Source organism: Pseudoalteromonas sp. 78C3 (assembly GCF_002836695.1).
In the GTDB taxonomy this organism is placed as follows: domain Bacteria; phylum Pseudomonadota; class Gammaproteobacteria; order Enterobacterales; family Alteromonadaceae; genus Pseudoalteromonas; species Pseudoalteromonas arctica.
Window position 1 is genome coordinate 1 of the sequence record NZ_PJAV01000141.1, and the last position, 18132, is coordinate 18132.

Annotated in this window: 14 protein-coding genes; all 14 read left to right on the forward strand. The window is 38.1% G+C overall.

Annotated elements, in window-relative coordinates:
• Positions 1-59: 59 nt before the first annotated feature.
• The 14 genes from CXF76_RS09330 (at position 60) to tssH (ending at position 18116) form a co-directional block, all read left to right on the forward strand.
• Complete coding sequence (locus tag CXF76_RS09330) at positions 60-494, forward strand: hypothetical protein (RefSeq protein WP_007584504.1); 435 nt, start codon at positions 60-62, stop codon at positions 492-494.
• Positions 495-515: 21 nt separating this feature from the next.
• The gene (gene tssJ, locus CXF76_RS09335; RefSeq protein WP_007584502.1) at positions 516-983 is read left to right on the forward strand and encodes a type VI secretion system lipoprotein TssJ; all 468 of its coding nucleotides are present in this window, start codon (positions 516-518) and stop codon (positions 981-983) included.
• Positions 983-2323 carry a type VI secretion system baseplate subunit TssK gene (gene tssK, locus CXF76_RS09340; RefSeq protein ID WP_007584500.1) on the forward strand — a complete coding sequence of 447 codons (1341 nt, stop codon included), beginning with the start codon at positions 983-985 and terminating at the stop codon, positions 2321-2323. The genes tssJ and tssK overlap by 1 nt, the downstream gene beginning before the upstream one ends.
• Before the next feature lie 15 nt (positions 2324-2338).
• Positions 2339-3061, forward strand: coding sequence for a type IVB secretion system protein IcmH/DotU (gene icmH / locus CXF76_RS09345; protein ID WP_007584493.1), 723 nt, complete (start codon positions 2339-2341; stop codon positions 3059-3061).
• 8 nt (positions 3062-3069) lie between these two features.
• Positions 3070-6741, forward strand: a complete 3672-nt coding sequence (gene tssM / locus CXF76_RS09350) for a type VI secretion system membrane subunit TssM (protein WP_101163511.1) — start codon at positions 3070-3072, stop codon at positions 6739-6741.
• Positions 6742-6751: 10 nt separating this feature from the next.
• A complete protein-coding gene (gene tagF / locus CXF76_RS09355) occupies positions 6752-7744 on the forward strand; it encodes a type VI secretion system-associated protein TagF (RefSeq protein WP_007584486.1) in 993 nt (330 codons plus the stop codon).
• On the forward strand, positions 7741-9312 hold the full coding sequence (locus tag CXF76_RS09360; RefSeq protein WP_101163512.1) for a TssA family type VI secretion system protein: 1572 nt from the start codon (positions 7741-7743) through the stop codon (positions 9310-9312). Before tagF ends, CXF76_RS09360 begins: the two co-directional genes overlap by 4 nt.
• A gap of 76 nt (positions 9313-9388) precedes the next feature.
• Positions 9389-9910, forward strand: a complete 522-nt coding sequence (tssB, locus tag CXF76_RS09365) for a type VI secretion system contractile sheath small subunit (RefSeq protein WP_007584482.1) — start codon at positions 9389-9391, stop codon at positions 9908-9910.
• 10 nt (positions 9911-9920) lie between these two features.
• Positions 9921-11447: a type VI secretion system contractile sheath large subunit gene (gene tssC, locus CXF76_RS09370; RefSeq protein WP_007584480.1), complete on the forward strand. Its 1527-nt coding sequence runs from the start codon at positions 9921-9923 to the stop codon at positions 11445-11447.
• A 245-nt stretch (positions 11448-11692) separates the two neighbouring features.
• On the forward strand, positions 11693-12178 hold the full coding sequence (locus CXF76_RS09375) for an Hcp family type VI secretion system effector (RefSeq protein ID WP_007584479.1): 486 nt from the start codon (positions 11693-11695) through the stop codon (positions 12176-12178).
• Between the two features lie 56 nt (positions 12179-12234).
• Positions 12235-12642, forward strand: a complete 408-nt coding sequence (tssE, locus tag CXF76_RS09380; protein WP_007584478.1) for a type VI secretion system baseplate subunit TssE — start codon at positions 12235-12237, stop codon at positions 12640-12642.
• A gap of 21 nt (positions 12643-12663) precedes the next feature.
• Positions 12664-14382: a type VI secretion system baseplate subunit TssF gene (tssF, locus tag CXF76_RS09385; protein ID WP_101163513.1), complete on the forward strand. Its 1719-nt coding sequence runs from the start codon at positions 12664-12666 to the stop codon at positions 14380-14382.
• Positions 14379-15362 carry a type VI secretion system baseplate subunit TssG gene (tssG, locus tag CXF76_RS09390; RefSeq protein WP_101163514.1) on the forward strand — a complete coding sequence of 328 codons (984 nt, stop codon included), beginning with the start codon at positions 14379-14381 and terminating at the stop codon, positions 15360-15362. The genes tssF and tssG overlap by 4 nt, the downstream gene beginning before the upstream one ends.
• An 18-nt stretch (positions 15363-15380) precedes the next feature.
• The gene (gene tssH, locus CXF76_RS09395; protein ID WP_101163515.1) at positions 15381-18116 is read left to right on the forward strand and encodes a type VI secretion system ATPase TssH; all 2736 of its coding nucleotides are present in this window, start codon (positions 15381-15383) and stop codon (positions 18114-18116) included.
• Positions 18117-18132 lie beyond the last annotated feature (16 nt).

Consider the following 18132-nt stretch of genomic DNA (forward strand, 5'->3'; position numbering starts at 1 on the left):
ATTTATTACTAGCCTTAGACTAAGAGTTTTTTAGTTTAACTGATGACAAGGAGCATGTTGTGAATAAAAAAGAGTTTATAAATCAAATAAATAGCTTGTACTCCTTAGCTTGGTCACTTACTGCCAGCGTTTCTTCGCTACTAGACCAGGTAGGTATTCCTGCCCATCGCGTTTTTTCTGAAAATTCTATAGAACACTTTTTCTTTTTTTTAAATAATCCCCCTAAAAGCAATGGAAAAGTTACTTTAATTAACGGTGATGTATCTGTTTATATAAAAGAGCTTTCATTAATAAATACTAAGTTAATTACGTCTATAGATGATGTTGTTACGCAGTCTTTGTTAGTTGATTCTCAAGAGAAAAGCAGGACTAAGACTCTTTTAGGCTTTTTTAAAACTAATAAATGGTCTGATTGTGCGAATGTAAGATTCAATAAAGTTATTTGCCCAGTTTATGAAGCTACTCTTTGCAAAACTAATTTTAATTTTAAATAAAAATATTTATTGAGGTAAAAAATGCGCTTTATTTTAAATGCAATTATAGGTTTATCACTTTCTATAATATTAACTGGTTGTATGAGTACTAACGTAAGTTTAGATGTTAAGGCAACCGATAATTTAAATTTAAACCAATTTGATGAAGCGTTACCAGTGGTTTTAAAGGTATATCAACTGTCTGATATACAAACATTTAAAACAGCCACATTTGAAGAGTTATGGAAGTCAGATAAGTCAGTTTTAGCTAATAGTTTAATTACATTAGAAGAGCGAACAATTCACCCTTCTGAACAATCTAAAATTAAGTTTGAACAAGCTGAAAATGCAAAGTTTGTAGCTATTGTTGCTTTATTTAGAGATCGCAGTGGCGATAACTGGAAAGCGTATTATCCGCTTGCAGATGGCCCTGTTAAGTTGTCTACATCATTAGATGTTTTGGTTACCAATAATGAAGTTCAATTACCTGGCGTGGATAAGGCTGAGTAATGAATTTAAAAGCTCCCGCAAAGCCCGTTTGGGCTGAAGGTGTTTTGCTTGCCCAGCAACACTTTCAACTATTTGACGATTATCACGATCAAAATCAGGTTGTACGTCAAGCGCTAATATCACCATTGGCATTTGGTTTACAGCATTTTGCTATTGATGAATCAGCACTTGCTCGCGGTATATTAAAAGTGACCAGTTTTAAATTACTTTTAGAAAATGGTCGCTTGCTTGATTTTGACCGACAGCATCAAGATGATTTAAAGCTTGAGCTTGATAGTAACCATCAAGAGAGTGTTATTTATATTGCTATTGCTGCTAATAAAACAGTTAGCAATATTGAAGGTTATGCGGCCAGCGGGCAATTAAGCGCATATGAAGCGGATTATATTGATTTAGAAGATAATCATGATGCGTCGCGTAGTCGTGAGGTATTAGTTGCAAAGCCTAAATTTATATTACTGTCTGACTCAGATGTAAAAACTTATTTTGACACCATTGCATGTTTAAAAATAAGTCGCTCGGAAGATGGATCATTTGTTTTAAATAAACAGTTTGTGCCTCCTTTATTAAATATAAGTGCATCTGCTTATTTAACTGAGCTGTTAAATAGAACGGCTAATTTAGTTAATGCAAAAGTTAATGTGCTGCTTAGCAGACGTAAAAATTATGGCTCAGTTACTGACTTTGGGCCGAATGAAATGAATACATTTTTGTTACTTAATGCAATGGCTCCATCCGCCAAGCGTTTAGATCATCTTAAAAATTTGTCATTGGTCCATCCTGAACGTTTGTATTGTGAGCTTGTTGATTTAATTAGTTCAGTTTCAATGTTTGAGCACAGTGACTTAGTTAACCAAGTACCACCATACCAGCATAAAAATTTAAGCAATGTATTTGGTCAGCTTGATGGCCTATTAACTCGTTTACTTGAAGGGGTTGTACCTAAGAAAATGGTGGGCTTAAAACTTGAAAAAACCTCTAACGCTATTTATCAAGTTGCCACTATTGATTCTGCAACGTTTACTAACAACGACTTTTATTTAGCTGTGTATTTTGAATCTGAAGACACCAAATGGATTGAAACATTTAGTGATCAAGTAAAAGTTGGAGCAAGCGAAAAGCTCGATATCATGATTTCATCTGCTTTAGCGGGTGTGCAACTAACACATTGTCAGCGACCTCCAAATAAGCTGGCCATAAAAAGTGGTTATGAATACTTCAGGCTTGAGTCGCATGGTTTCATTTGGCAGCAAATAATTGAAGAGCAATCATTAAGCCTATTTGTACCATTTGGATTGCAAAGTGCACAAATTGAAATTGTTACCGTAGCACGTAATTAACGTTGAGTTGAAATTATGCAAGAAGCACAAAAAGAACAAGATTTAGTCGCGTGTATTTCGCCTGTAATTAATGCGCTAACACCATTAAAACTAAAGCAATCTACTAACTTAGAGCTTGAAGAGTTTAGAGAAAATTTACTAACTAGTTTTGATGACTATGAGCGTAATTGTTACTCGCAACAGGTAACAACAAGTTTAATGCAAGAAGTTAAGTTTGCTCTTACGGCTATGTGTGATGAATTTGTTATGAGTTCAGGTGCTCATTTTAGAATGGATTGGATGTCTCGACCGCTACAGCTTGAATTTTTTGGTAACAACCGAGCTGGTGAAGAATTTTTTGAACGTTTAGGTAAGTTGCGTACCGGCGGAGAGCAAAAGCTAGCTGCATTAGAGGTTTATTATATTTGTCTGCAGCTTGGCTTTGAAGGCATTTACAAAGTTAAAGGCATTGAGCAATTAAAAGCGTTAATTGTTGATGTTAGAGCTCAAATTGAAGATATAAAAGGAACACCGAGTTCTCAATTATCTGATAACGGTATACCTGCAGAAGGGTTTGCGATGAAGGTGGGGCGTAATATTCCTTACTGGGTGATTTTGGCTATTTGCTTGGGTTCTATTGCCTCATTATTTGCTGGATTTCATTATGTAATTAATAAGCAAGCAACGCAGAGTACTCAGGTAATAGACAACCAAATTGAAGTGCTGACTCAGCTCAATAAAACCAACGAAACACGATAGGTAACACAATGCAGGGAAGAGTTAATAAAAGCGGTTTAGTTCATTTTTTATTGGGCTTGGTATCATCGCGTGCAACGGGTCAACTTATTGGCTTTATAGCCGTTTTGAGTATTGTGTGGTTTGCCGGTCGCATGGTGGGTTTAGATACTACCGATAAAAAATTAATTGCGATGGGTGCTGTAACCGCTGTTTTTGTTTTATTTATTTTTATTCGTTGGTTATGGACTAAGCGCTCAGGCGATAAGTTAGCTTCTGAATTAGCAAGTCATAATGCCGGTTCGAGTGCTGAATTAAGCGAAATTAAAGAAAAGATGCAAGAAGCATTGGGATCTTTAAAAGCATCTCATTTAGGTGCGGGTTATCGTGGTAATACCGCTTTATACGCTTTGCCTTGGTATATGATTATTGGCCCTTCGGCTACAGGGAAAAGTACTTTATTTGCAAATTCGGGCTTACATTTTCCTTACTCTAATTCGAGTGAATTGCATATCCAAGGTTTTGGTGGAACGCGCAATTGTGACTGGTGGTTCTCAGATCAAGCTATTTTAATTGACACCGCTGGGCGTTACACAACTGAGCAGTCAGAAAATAAAGAGTGGTTGTCATTTTTAGCACTCCTTAAAAAATATAGACCAAAACTGCCTATAAATGGCGTAATGGTGGCCATTAGTGTTGCAGATGTTTTAACTTCCGACAGTGAAGAAATTCGTCAACATGTAAAATTAGTGCGTGAGCGTATAGAAGAGCTAATTACCCAGCTTGGCGTTATTTTTCCTGTATATATTACTTTTACCAAAACTGACTTAATCAGTGGTTTTGAACCTTTTTTTAGTGACTTATCTGAAAAAGAGCGTGAGCAAGTATTTGGTGCGTACTTACTCGATATTAGTGAAGATCAAAAAAATGATCCTGCAGAAATGTTTGAAGTTCGTATGCAGGAGCTATATGAGCGACTGTGCGAGCAACGTTTAAGCAAAGTTGCACGAGAGCGCAACGAGCATCGTAAACAGCTAATACTTGATTTTCCTAATCAATTTCAATCAGCTTCAACTAAGTTAACTGAGTTTGTTAACTTACTGTTTAAGTCTAATCCATATCAAGAAGTTCCTTGGTTTGCTGGTGTTTATTTTACATCGGGCACGCAAGAAGGCACGCCTATTGAGCGTATTACTAATGGTGTACGAGATCAATTTGGTGCGGTTGTTGTTGACCAAAAACAAGAAAGCATTACTCAAAGTTATTTTATTAACCGCGTATTTAATGATGTTATTTTTAAACTACAAGATTTAACGCGAGGAAATAGAAAAAAACGGTTAGTAGGACGCTGGTTAAAAGGTTTAACAGTCACTTCAGGTTTGGCATCTATTGCAGCAATCACAGCACTCCTTATTACGTCGTACACAAGTAATCAATTATTACTTAATCAAGGTGAGTCACGCGTAAAAGCAGTTGTTGAAGCTAACGTAAGTAAGGCAAAAGATGAGCAGAAGCTTGCTGCTACGCTAGCGCTGTTTGAGCACTATGGTCAGCTTAAAACTTACGAAGATTCATTACCGTGGTACTTTATATTTGGTATTTATGAAGGTGATGAAACCTTAAGTAGTGTTGCAAATGTGCTATTTAATCAGATGAATCAGCTTATTACTTACCCAGGTGAAGAGCATTTACTTGCGCAAATAAAACAGTACGAAACACAATGGTTTGACAATGAAGGTGAAGCGAAAGCAACGATTCGTCAGCAGTATTACGATGCACTAAAAATGCATTTAATGATGAGTACGAACCCTGAGCATATTTCAACGGAGTTTGCTAAAGAGCAATTACTTAATTTTATAGCTGAGCATTTTCATATAGACATAAATGCACAAGAGCAAGCACCCATTTATACACAACTAAGTAGCTTAGTTGATATGTACCTACAAAATATGGGTAACGATATAGAGCAGCCAGGTAAAATTGCATTTTGGCAGGCTAACGAAACATCGATAGCGCTAGCGAGAGACAATTTAAATACCCAGCCAGAGGCTTTCCCGTTATATCAACAAGTAATTACAAGCTTTGCTGAACGTAAAAAGCCATTGTTATTAAACGATTTTATGATTTCTAAAAATCGTGATGTATTTAAAAGTAAGTATAAAATCCCGTATGTTTATACAAACTTAGGTTGGCAGGAATATGTATTCCCAGAGATTAAACGTATTTCACGTTTGGTGTTCTCAGGTGACTGGGTTATGGGTTCTAGCGATGAAAATGGTCAAAATGTTGTTGACAAAGCACAAGCTGAAACTTTGGCAAAGGCTATGCGAGCATATTACTTTAAAGACTACGGCAATACTTGGTTTGCTTTTATAGATAGCATAAAAGTGCCTGCATTTAGAGATCTAAACGATGCAAGTATTGATTTTGCACGCCTTTCATCGATGGATGGCCCCTTTAACGATTTAATGAAACTGATTAACGATAATATTACGCTCGCTGACGCTCCTTCAAAAAGCCAAGCTTCAATAGGTAAGACGGCTGCAGATGTTGCAAATAAATTAGCTTTAAACACGCCAACAATTACTCAAATGAGTACGGTTAGAGCGCCAGAGCTTGAAAGTCGATTTGCTGACTTAAGACGTTTTGCACAGCCTAATGAAGATAAGAATTCTTCTGATTACTTAAGACAATACATCAGTTCATTAAGTAGCATCCATTCAGACATTAAAGCAATGGCAGCGAGTAATGAAGATGATGCTCAAGCAATGATATTTGCGCAGGACTTACTTTCAGGTAATAGCCAAAGTAATGCATTACAGTCTTCGTGGATTATTATTGAGAGCCAAACTCGAGCACTAGACCCTCAAACCAAAGAAACGCTAGATAAGCTATTTAAGGCTCCGCTTCATGGTGGTATAGCGACTATCATGGCAAAAGCACGTACTCAGCTTAACCAAGAATGGGAAAACCAGGTTTATACTATGTATAACAGCAGTTTAGCTGGTAAATATCCATTTAACTTAACTGGCCCTGATGCTGCGATAGCAGATGTTTCTGAATTTTTAAATTCTGAATCAGGAATTTTATGGAGCTTTATTAACACCCAGCTCAAACCATTTATGAAAGTACGCCGCGGTGTGTGGGAAGAAAAACAATGGAATGGTGTAGGTATTGGTTTTAGCGCGCAATTACTTGATGGTTTAACTAAAGCAAATAAAGTAACTCGTTCGTTGTTTTCTAGTGGTGCCGACAGTGCTGGTTTTACTTTTCAGATGATGCCTGTTCCACACCGAGGTATTCGTGAAACATACTTAGGCTTTAGTGAGCAAGGTTATCGCTATCGCAATGAGCCTGAAGAATGGCGTAATTTTTCGTGGCCTGGTCGAGGGGCTGCAGAGAAAGCGGTTCTGTATGGTTTAGATAATAAAGGGCGTCGTATTTCTATCGAGCAAGACGGACCTTGGGCACTACTAAAAGTGCTTAACTCAGCCAGTGTTAAGTGGATTAAAGGCACAGAATTTTTAGCAACATGGGAATTAAAAGATAAATCTGATGAGGTGTTAACAGTCCAGTTTTCTCTTAAATCAGGACGCAACAGCGGTATATTTTCAAAATACATGCTTACATCGTTTGCATTACCAAGCTCTTTGTTTTCACAAAGCCCTAGCTTGGCTCAATCGCAGTCGCGAACAATGCAATAGGCCGCTAGCAATGTTTAATTTATTTACTAAAAAGAAAACACCGACATTGGTTAAGCAACACAGCTTTGGTTTTATGGGTAAAACACCAATAAGACCAGACTTTGTAAAGCTTAATATTTCATCTAGAGAATCGGTTGGATTTGATCATTGGTTACAAGAAGGTTTTGCGCATTTAAACCGTGGTAGAAAAACAACGGATACAAGCCATTTGAATGGAACTAAGTCATTGTTTTTTATATCGGGTAATGCTGATGATGGTGGTTTACTTGGCGTTTTGCAGCCAAGTAAAGATAGCAGTGGTCGGTTTTACCCATTTAGCTCTTTTGTACATAGTGGGCTTGATACATATAAGCGACATCCTGCTTTTCTATTTTTATTTGCAAGCCAAGTAATAGAGCACCTTTTAGGTGTAAATGAAAATATTAAACAAGCTGCCAGTATTAATGAAATGGAGCAAAAAGCACAAGATTATAACCGTGTAGCTGATGCACTTAAACAGCAACCAAACTTAACTCTAGAGCTTGATAAACTTAGAACTATTCCGATGAGCGTTTTTTGGCAGCATTTAGGCTTGAACGATATTGCTAAAAGAGCAATTTTAATTGAAGAGCTATCAGCTGTGCTTAAATCTATCGCTAATAGAGGGTGTTTAAGAAGTCAGTTTGGTATTCGCCTACCAATGCCTAGTTTTAGTCATGAAAGTGCCTTAGTTGCCGGGTTTTGGTTGCACTTAGTTGCATCTATGGTGGCAGATCATAATTGGCAGCCTTGGTTTTTTTATCAGTTAGGTGATGAGAATCAAGCGCCTAGTTTAACTATTTTTTGTAGGCCTATTCCAGCGTCATACTTTAATAGTGTGTGGGAATACGATAAAAAAACAAACGATATTGTTGATCTATGTAATTTAAAAGTAGAAAAACAGCCGTCTTCACAAACACTTAATTTTGCTGATATGGATAACGTGAGTGTTTACGATGCACTTCGTCGTTGGTGTAAATCATGAGTAATAAAGCGCCACATACACATACCACCTGGATTGAATGGCTTGAAGCATTAAGTGCTCCTCTGCCGGGGAACAAGTGTGGAGAAGATTTAAAATATGAAGAAACATTTAAAGCATTAAAAGCATCTTCATCAGGAGTGGGGGAAGTTGACTTTAAAGTGATGTTTATACAAGCATCAGATTTACTCAACACTCAAAGTAAAGATTTACGCATAGTAAGTTACTTAGCACTAGCTGCAACAAGTGAGTTTGGGGTTACAGGTTTAACGCATACATTATTGTTATTTAATCGTTTGTTGACTACTTATACGGATGAGGTACACCCACTAAAAGCCAGAATGCGCGCTGCAGTTAATACATGGTTTTTACAACAGCAAGAACGTTTAAAGGGTGTAGCCCAAGGGCATAATACAAACGCTGAACAATGGCCTGAACTTATAGCTGCCTTGACTCAATACAATGAGCAGTGTGTTGCGTTATTAGACAACGAATCTGGCCCTCTATCGACTTTGAATGAGTGGGCTAAAGAACAAGAAAAACGAAACCCAGTGCCTGTAGCTGAACCAGTGCAAGAAGAAAAAGCGATTAGCACAGAGCAAAAATTAGCTGAGAATTCAGCTGTAACGGCTCCAAAATCAGAAACTAATAATTCGGCACCAGCCGCAGTTGCTAGCCAGGTTAGTATTGGTAATGCTGATATTGCCTCAGATACAGCGTATTTAAGTGCGGTTAGGCAGCTACTTAACTTTGATAAAGAACAAAATAACATTGAACGAGTAATAAAGTTATCGCGAGCTGCACGTTGGACAAGATTGGCATTACCGGCTAACGAAAATGGAAAAACGCGTTTACCCGCTCCTAGAGCTGCAGCATTTGCTCCAATTGAAAATGCATTGGCAAGTGAGCAACCTGAACAAGCTTTAAATTTAGCCGAAGGGTTGTTTATGGAAGGGGCTATGCAATTTAATTTAAATCTCCAAGTGCTTAGTTTAAATGCATTAAAAAAATTAAATAAATTGCCGCTTGTTCATTGGCTTGAGCAACAATTAGTTAATTTAAATGAGCAGTTTCCTGCTTTAGTTTCCCTACAGTATGACGATGGAAGTCCGTTGTGTTCATCTGTAAATAAAGAGTTTTTAAAAGAGTTATCACATTCTGCAAAAACAGAGTCTGTTAGCTCTCAAAGTAGTGCGTTTGATGAGCAGTATAGCGAGTTAATACAAGACGTCGAAAAAGGGCAGTTATCGACTGCATTAATTAAAGTCGATCAAATAAATATTTTAAACGATTTTGATAAAGCTCAAGCGCAATTATTAAAGGCAAAATTATTAATGAAAGCTGAGCATTACGAACATGCTTTAGCATTATTAAACGTGTTACTAAAACAAATAAAAGCGCATGACTTAGCGCAATGGCAACAATGTTTTTGCATGGAAGTATGGCGATTTTCCAAGCAGTGTTATGCAAGTTTGTCACAAACGCCAGAAGATGAAATGAGTTTAGCTGCTAAACATATTAGTCAGCAAATGATGGTAACTAACCCTGCACAAGCATTAGCGTGGGTTTAGTTACAAGGGCTTGACTAATATGTCGAGGTTTAATTGGAATTGAGTCGGTAGATAACCAAACTGCAAAGGAAAAAACATGAGTGATACATTTCAAAAAGAGATCCCCAGAGCTCGGATCAATATTTCGTTAGAGCTTGATACAGATGGCGCTTCACAAAAAAGTGAATTGCCATTAAAGATGCTAGTAATTGGTGACTACTCAAATGGTCAAAATAGCCAAGAACTATCTGAGCGTGAGCGCGTAACAATTAATAAAAATAATATTGAGCAAGTGCTTAAAGATATGGCGCCTAAAGCGAACTTTCAGGTAGCGAACAAAATTAAAGGTGACGGCGAAATTAACGTAAACCTTGAGTTTGATTCTTTTAAATCGTTTGACCCAGAATCAGTTGCTTCTCAAGTGCCAGAGCTTAATAAAATGATGGCTATGCGTAATTTACTTCGCGACCTTAAATCTAATTTATTAGATAACTCATCACTGCGTAAAGAATTAGAGCGTGTTTTACAAAATCAGCCAGAGCTAGATGAGTTAAAAGCTAAACTGGATGAAATTGCGCCGCTAGCGTCTGAAGATGAAAAACAACCAATAACTGAATAAGGAGATTACCATGTCAATGCAAGAACAATTAAATGTTGCCGCGCATACCACGGAGCAAGCTCCTTTATCCACTTATGAAAATATATGTGGAATGGTTGATATTTCTCCAGTTGCAGATGAAATCAAACTTGATTCATTTAGAGATGCAAGCAACCTAGCCGAAACTCGTGCAAATGAGCGCTTAACAGCAGCTATAAATGTATTTTTAGATATGGCTAGCAGTAGTGGCCAAGAAGTAACTCGAATTGATAAATTACTTTTAGATGATTACATCGCAAAAGTAGACATTATTATTTCTCAGCAGTTAGATCAAATTTTACATCACCCAAATTTTCAAAAAATGGAATCAGCATGGCGCTCGTTACGTTACTTAATTAACCGTACGCCTAACAATGCCAACATTAAAATTGAAATGCTTGATGTAGATAAAGAAACTCTAAGAGATGATTTTGAAGAGGCGCCTGATACAACTCAATCTGCATTATATAAACATGTATATACTTCAGATTACGATACGCCAGGTGGTGAGCCAGTATCTACAATGGTTTCGAACTTTGAGTTTGATTGTTCTGCACCCGATGTATCGTTACTGCAAGAGATATCTCGTGTATCTGCGGCAGCGCATTGTCCGTTTATGGGCAGTGTTGGTCCTAAGTTTTTTCTTAAAGATTCATTGGAAGAAGTATCTAAAATCCAAGATTTGGGTTCTTACATGGAGCGCGCTGAGTTTCTTCGTTGGAAAAACTTCCGTGAATCAGAAGACTCTCGCTACATTGGTTTAGCATTCCCGCGCTTTTTACTACGTTTACCTTATGGTGAGACAAATCCTCTTCGTAACTTTAATTACCAAGAAGATGTAAGTGCGCAGCATCATGAACGTTATTTGTGGGGTAATGCAACATTTGCATTTGCTGCAAATATCATCCGTAGTTTCCATGATAATGGTTGGGCTGTAAATATTCGTGGGCCGCAATCAGGTGGTAAAGTTGAAAATCTTCCGCTGCATTCATTTGAAGCTGGTAAAGGATCAGAAACTAAAATTCCAACTGAAGTACTTATTTCTGAAACTAAAGAACTTGAGTTTGCTAACCAAGGGTTTATTCCACTTAGTTACTATAAAAATTCAGATTTTGCATGTTTCTTCTCTGCCAATAGTGCGCAGAAGCCACAGGTATTAGAAACAAATGAAGCAACAGCTAATGCAAGAATTAACTCACGCTTACCATATATTTTCTTAGTATCGCGTATTGCGCATTACTTAAAAGTTTTACAGCGTGAAAATATTGGTTCAAGTAAACCTCGCCATGAATTAGAGCAGCAGCTTAATGATTGGCTTGGCGCATTAGTAACTAAAATGAACAACCCTGATGAATCTCTTATTGCTACGCATCCACTAAAAGATGCAAAAGTGACTGTAGCAGAAATTCCAGGTAACCCTGGTTACTACAGAGTAAGTACGTACATTGTTCCTCATTTCCAAGTTGAAGGGATTGATGTTCGTTTAGCGCTAGTAGGGCAAATGCCTGGCGAAAAATGAACTGCTACGCCGCCAATGAAACGGATTTAAGTACTATCAAATGCGTCAATTTGGTGAGTAGTTGGCAGGTGTACATAAAGGATTAAGACTTATAGTCTAAAAAATTGCCCCAAGTTGGTTGCATCCAACTTGGGACATATTCCCCAGTGGCATGAAGCAGAGGGCTTTTTGGGGGGCATAAATATTACTGTTTATGCCAATGCCAACTAACAGGAAACACTTCATTCTAAAAGGAGAATAATGAAATGGCAATTCCAGCGTACATGTGGTTAAAGGATGACCAAGGTAATGACATCAAAGGTTCTGTAACTGTTGCAGAGCGTGAAGGTTCAATTGAGATCCTACACTTTGATCATGAACTTCGTATTCCTACGGATAACGATACAGGTGAACTTACAGGTACTCGTAAGCATGAACCTTTTGTAATTACAAAAGCTGTTGATGCGGCTACGCCGTACTTGTACAAAGCGTGTTCAAACGGTCAAACACTTAAGCAATTAGAGCTTAAATGGTACCGTATTGATGACACAGGGACTGAGCGTGAATATTTCTGCCACAAGTTGGAAGATGTAAAGATCACTTCGATCTCACCAACAATGCATAACGTTAAAGACTTAGACAAGGAGCGTTACCCGCACCTTGAAACAGTTTGTCTACGTTACAAACGCATTACTTGGACTTACTTAGATGGCAACATCGAGTTCTCTGACTCTTGGACTGAAGGTCGTTAATTAGTCAGTAATTTTGAAGGATATGCGCAAGCATATCCTTTTATTGAGATCTAAATATGGCGTTATTCGATTTTTTAACTCAACCAGTTACACGCAATGGTCATCATGGTTTTCAAACTGATGAGCAAGTCAGTGTGTGCAAGCATTTAAATGAGCTTTTAAATGCAAGAAGAGGAGTGCTGAAGCACTTGTCTGACTATGGTTTGCCCGATGTAGAAGATATTTACGAGGGGTTACCATACTCACAACACACGTTAGCGTTTGAGGTTAAAAAATTGATAGAAAAGTACGAACCACGCGTACGATATGCAAATGTAACACCTGTTGAAATTAAAGAAGATAATTGTGTAATAAGGCTAGATATTCAAGCTTTTTTAACGAGCGGGCAAAGTATCAAGTTAAATACCCGTTTTGAATCTGGCGGTAAAGCAGACGTTATACAACATGCAAAAAACACTAACTAATGTTATTTAAAGGATTGATGAATGCAGCAATATTTTGATGCACAAATGCGCTTGTTAACCCAAGCTGGTAAGCAGTTTGCTCAGTTTTATCCTGAGCATGCAGGAATGCTTAACATTGATGCATTAAAAGATAGAGACCCTCATATTGAGCGCTTATTAGAAGGCGTAGCGTATTTAACTGCCCATACTCAAAAGCGTTTAGATGAGTCAGTACCTGAAGTTTCAGAGCAAGTGCTGCGTCAACTGTGTCCAATACTCCTAAGTTATTATCCTTCTAGTACTGTGGTGCAATTTAAGCCAAAATTGGCTATGCAAAAAACACACTCTATTTTAAAAGGTTTACAGCTTAATCCGCCTAAAGCAAAGGCCGATAATAAAAAAATAATTTTTAGCACAACTCACGGTTTAGACGTTGTCCCATTAGATGTTGAGCATGTTCGATATCAAGAGTCGCACTTAGGTGCAGAGCTACGAATAGGGCTTAAGTTTGTATGCCAAGGTGAACGCAGTAATTTTGATTTATCTAAACTAAACTTTTATTTACGTGGCGATACACCATTATGCAGTGCTTTATTTCAATTATTAAAAACACCTAATAAACAAGCAGAACTTGATTTTGGTGCTAATCATTTTGAGTTCAATAAAAAGTTAAAAGCAAAAGGTTGCAGCGCTACTTATTTAGATATAGATGGCGCTTTACTGCCTAGCGCGGCTAAAAGTCATCCTGGATATGCACTTTTACTTGATTATTTTAATGCAAAAGATAGGTTTTATTTTTTAACATTTGATGGTTTAAAAGACGAAGAGTTTCCTGAGCATATTGACCGTTTTGAAATCGTATTTAGGGGTGATAATAAATTACCGCCGGGTCATCAGTTAAGTAAAGAGAACATTTTAATCAATTGCGTGCCAGCAGTTAATTTATTTAGCCAAGCTGCAGAGCCAATTAAAATTGAGCCAAACAGAACTGATTATATGATAAGTGCAGATCAGGCACGTTTTGACCACGTTTTTAGTTATACGGTAGATGCAGTTGCAGGTCGAAACTCTATAACCGGGCAATCGTATGATTACACTCCTCGTTATCAAAGCGTATTTGAAGACGAAAAAAAGCTATTTACTGTGCTCACAAAAGACGTAGGTGCAGCAGCCCCGACTCATTATTTACAACTTCCTTTTAATTTAGAAGATGAAAAAGAAACTCTATCAGTTGATTTAACCTCTTTTAATGCCGGTTGGCCTCGTCAGCTTTTGCAAGAGGGAGACTTGAGCGAAGGCGGAAAAGACATGCCGAGCATCGTTGAGGTTAAAAATGTTATACGGCCAACTAATTATTTAGCATGTCCAAGTCAGCCAAAACACTGGCAGCTTATTAGCTTATTAAATGTAAAGTTTTCACAAATTACGCAAGTTACAGAACTAAAAAGATTACTAGTGTTATTTGACTGGTCTGATAAAGCTGAGAATAGATTAAGAATTGAAAGCATTTTAAAAATAACAGCAACGCCGATCAGCCAAATTAAACGCGGAATATTTATCAAAGGTGTTGATGTACTTATTGATATTGATGAAAGTAAATTTGTTGGTGATGCTGATTTATATCATTTTTGTAATGTATTACATGAATTCTTTTTAATGTATGCCCCTATAAATGAAAGCGTACAAACGCGTGTTAATGCAATTCCTAGTTATAAATCGTGGAGTTGGGATATTGAACCGGGTAAGAGTTATCAGCTATGAGTTACGCTGATAAAAATCATGCGCACCCAGTTTGGTCTAAGTTACCCGCGCCAATAGAACTACTTATTGAGCAGCCTTGGCGGTTTAACTTATTTAAAGCGATGAGCTTAATAGAAAAACATTGGGCCGCACCTCAAGAGCTAGAGCAAGGGATTAGTAACAGAGTTGTTTTTAAACCTTTTAAAGAGCTTGGTTTTCCGGCTACTGATGTACGCGAATGTGTATTAGAGAATGATGGCAGAGGAAGATTAAGCTTATCGACCTCTTTTTTAGGTTTGTATGGTGTAGATGCACCCATGCCACACTATGTATTAGAGCAAGCAGCAAGTGATGAGCAAAGCGGTGACCGCGTTCGTCAGTTTTTAGATATATTTAATCATGTACTTTATTGCCAACTTTTTCAGGCCTGGAAAAAGTCGCAAATTAATATAGCAGGCAGAGGCGCGAGCCAATTTGATGGGTTAGTTGAATCTATTTTACTGGGAAAAACTGATCAAAAAATTCAGTGTGGTATTGCAAGTTTAAAGCAAACTAGCGCTGCTGGCTTAGCGCAGCTTCTTAAACATAGTTTAAATATAGACACGCTAAAAGTTGACGACACACGAGCAAATTGGCAAAAAATAGATACACCAAGTTCAATCGGCGAAGAAAACCAAATGGTTTTAGGCAGCTCTGCAGTACTTGGTACGAAGGTATTAGTTAGCGGAAGTATTTTAACAATAGATATAGGTCCAGTTAATAGTGATACAGCCATGAGTTTAACGCCAAGAAGCGAAGAAGGTATAAAAATGGCTGCACTTCTGACTGCGCATTTACCAAGTAATGTAGAGTGGATTTGCCAAATAAAAGTAGCTAATGAGGCTGTTGCCGAACAAGCTTTAGGTCAGCAACCGCTAGTACTTGGACATAATTCATATTTAGGGGCCGCAGCTGCAAATACAACAACACATAGCTACAGCCATCAACAGTATAAACACTAAGGAATTAAGGATAAAAAAATGGATGCTAAAGGCATAAAACAACTCATAGATAAATTAAATGGCCACACCGCAACAGCACTTGAATCAGCAGCTGGATTTGCGAGTAGTCGTAGTCATTTTGAAGTGCTTCCTGAGCATTTACTTATTAAGTTAATGGAAGAAGGAAGTAATGGTGACCTTGAGCACATTTTTCATTTCTTTAATATTAACCAAGACAAAGTATGGCATGAGCTATTAGACTTTTTAAATAGACAACCTGCCGGTAATCAAAGTAAGCCTACATTTTCTCGTCGTTTATACGAATGGCTAGAGCGTGCATGGTTAAGTGCTAATGTTCAGCATAAAAGTGATTTTATAACAGGTGCTGCGCTTATTGATTCATTAACAGAGTTATTACCTTACAGCCCAGTACTTCAACTACCTGCTTTACTAGATAAAATAGATTCACGCTTTTTAGCTGAAAATTTAGATAAAATTTGTCAGCAATCTTCAGAGCGTTTAAACCCAGTAGCTAAATCAAAGTCTGCAAATCAAACAGATTCATCGCACGGTACAGCTGCGCTTGATGAGTACTGTGAAGATTTAACTGAAAAAGCAAAACAGGGTAAAATCGACCCGGTTCTCGGTCGTAATGACGAAATTCGTATGATGGTCGATGTGTTATGCCGTCGAAGAAAAAATAACCCTATTTTAGTGGGCGATCCAGGTGTAGGTAAAACAGCAGTCGTTGAAGGTTTTGCCCAGCGTATAATTGATGGCCAAGTACCAAGTGACCTGCAAGGCGTACGCTTATTGGTGCTTGATATGGGGTTATTGCAAGCAGGTGCCGGCGTTAAAGGTGAGTTTGAGCGCCGCTTAAAAACAGTAATAGATGAAGTTAAAAATTCAACAACGCCAATAATTATGTTTATCGATGAAGCGCACACTTTAATTGGTGCCGGTGGCGATGCGGGCATGAGTGATGCGGCAAATTTACTAAAGCCAGCATTAGCACGCGGAGAATTAAGAACCGTTGCTGCTACAACATGGAGCGAGTATAAAAAGTATTTTGAACGTGATGCCGCTCTAGAGCGCCGTTTTCAGCTTATTAAAGTGGATGAGCCAACAGAGCAAGCGGCTCAATTAATGCTTGCAGGCTTAAAAGATAAATATCAAGAGCATCATAATATTCAAATTACGGATGACGCTATAGAAGCTGCTGTCGTTTTATCGTCGCGCTATATAACAGGTCGCCAATTACCAGACAAAGCTATTGATGTATTAGACACCGCAGCGGCAAGAGTACGTATGTCGTTTGCTACAGACCCCGCTGCCATTGAGTCTGAGCGTGAGCACATTAATTACTTAGAAACCAGAATCAATAGCCTCAATGTAGAGCTAGGACAAGGTTTAGTTGTTGATAAAGATAAGCTTACCCATTTAGTTGAAGAGCTGGTTATTGCACAAAATAAATTGGCGCAACTTACTCACTCGCGTGAATCTCAAATTTCGACTTTGAGTCAAATTAACGAGATAAAGCAGGCAACTGATCAAGAGCTTGATAGCGAATCATTGCTGACACTTCGCCAATCACTAAAAGAGCAAAATACACAAGACAACGGCTTATTTAGTGAAGTAGACGCCGATGCTGTTGCGCAAATTATTTCACAGTGGACCGGTGTGCCTGTAGGGGCCATGGTAAAAGATCAGATTAGTAATTTAATTAATCTTGAAGCCACAATTAGCCAAGAAGTTATAGGGCAGCAGGCTGGACTCGCTAAAATAGCGCAAACACTAAGAGTGAGTAAAGCCGGCGTAAGCAACGATGAAGGCCCGCTAGGCGTATTTTTATTAGCTGGCCCCTCTGGTGTAGGTAAAACAGAAACCGCTCGCTGCTTAGCTAAACAATTATTTGGTGGTGATAAATTTTTAACCACTATTAATATGAGCGAATATCAAGAGTCGCACACCGTATCGCAACTTAAAGGTTCACCACCAGGGTACGTTGGCTATGGTGAAGGTGGTGTGTTAACCGAAGCGGTAAGACAGCGTCCATATTCAGTAATTTTACTTGATGAAGTTGAAAAAGCGCACAAAGATGTAATGAACATGTTTTACCAAGTGTTTGAGCGTGGCACGATGCGTGACGGTGAAGGACGTGAAATAGACTTTAAAAATACTGTAATTATCATGACATCTAATTTAGGCTCAGCAGAGTTAATCGATGCATGTACACCGCCTACAGTTATAGACCTAAGTCCTCAAGATGACGAGGAAGAACAGGTACAGCAAAGCGAGCAAGAAGCAGCTATTAACGAAGCGCTAAATCCAACGCAAGCACCTATTAATGAAGACGGAACGCCTTGGAAAGTACCATCAATCGGTGCACTTACTGATTTAATTAAGCCGCAATTACTTGCTTTTTTTGCGCCTGCTTTACTTGCCCGTATGCAAGTTATACCTTACTTAGCGCTTGATTCAGAAGCACTACAGTCTATCGTCAGCTTGAAACTTGAAGCCATTGCCACACGTTTGCACGAAAACCACAAAATGCAGCTACGAGTAGATGCTAGTGTTTTAGAAAAACTGACTACTCAATGTACGCTTTCAGATAGTGGTGCACGTATGGTGAACGCGGTTATAGAGCAGCAAATACTGCCTGGTATCGCTAAATCAATTTTAGAGTTTATGGCAGAAGAAGACATGCCTGATATTTTAACGCTGGCCGTTGACGAACAAGACGAAATTACGGCGACATTTGCAGATAACGCTTAAATAAAAGGATGTAAAA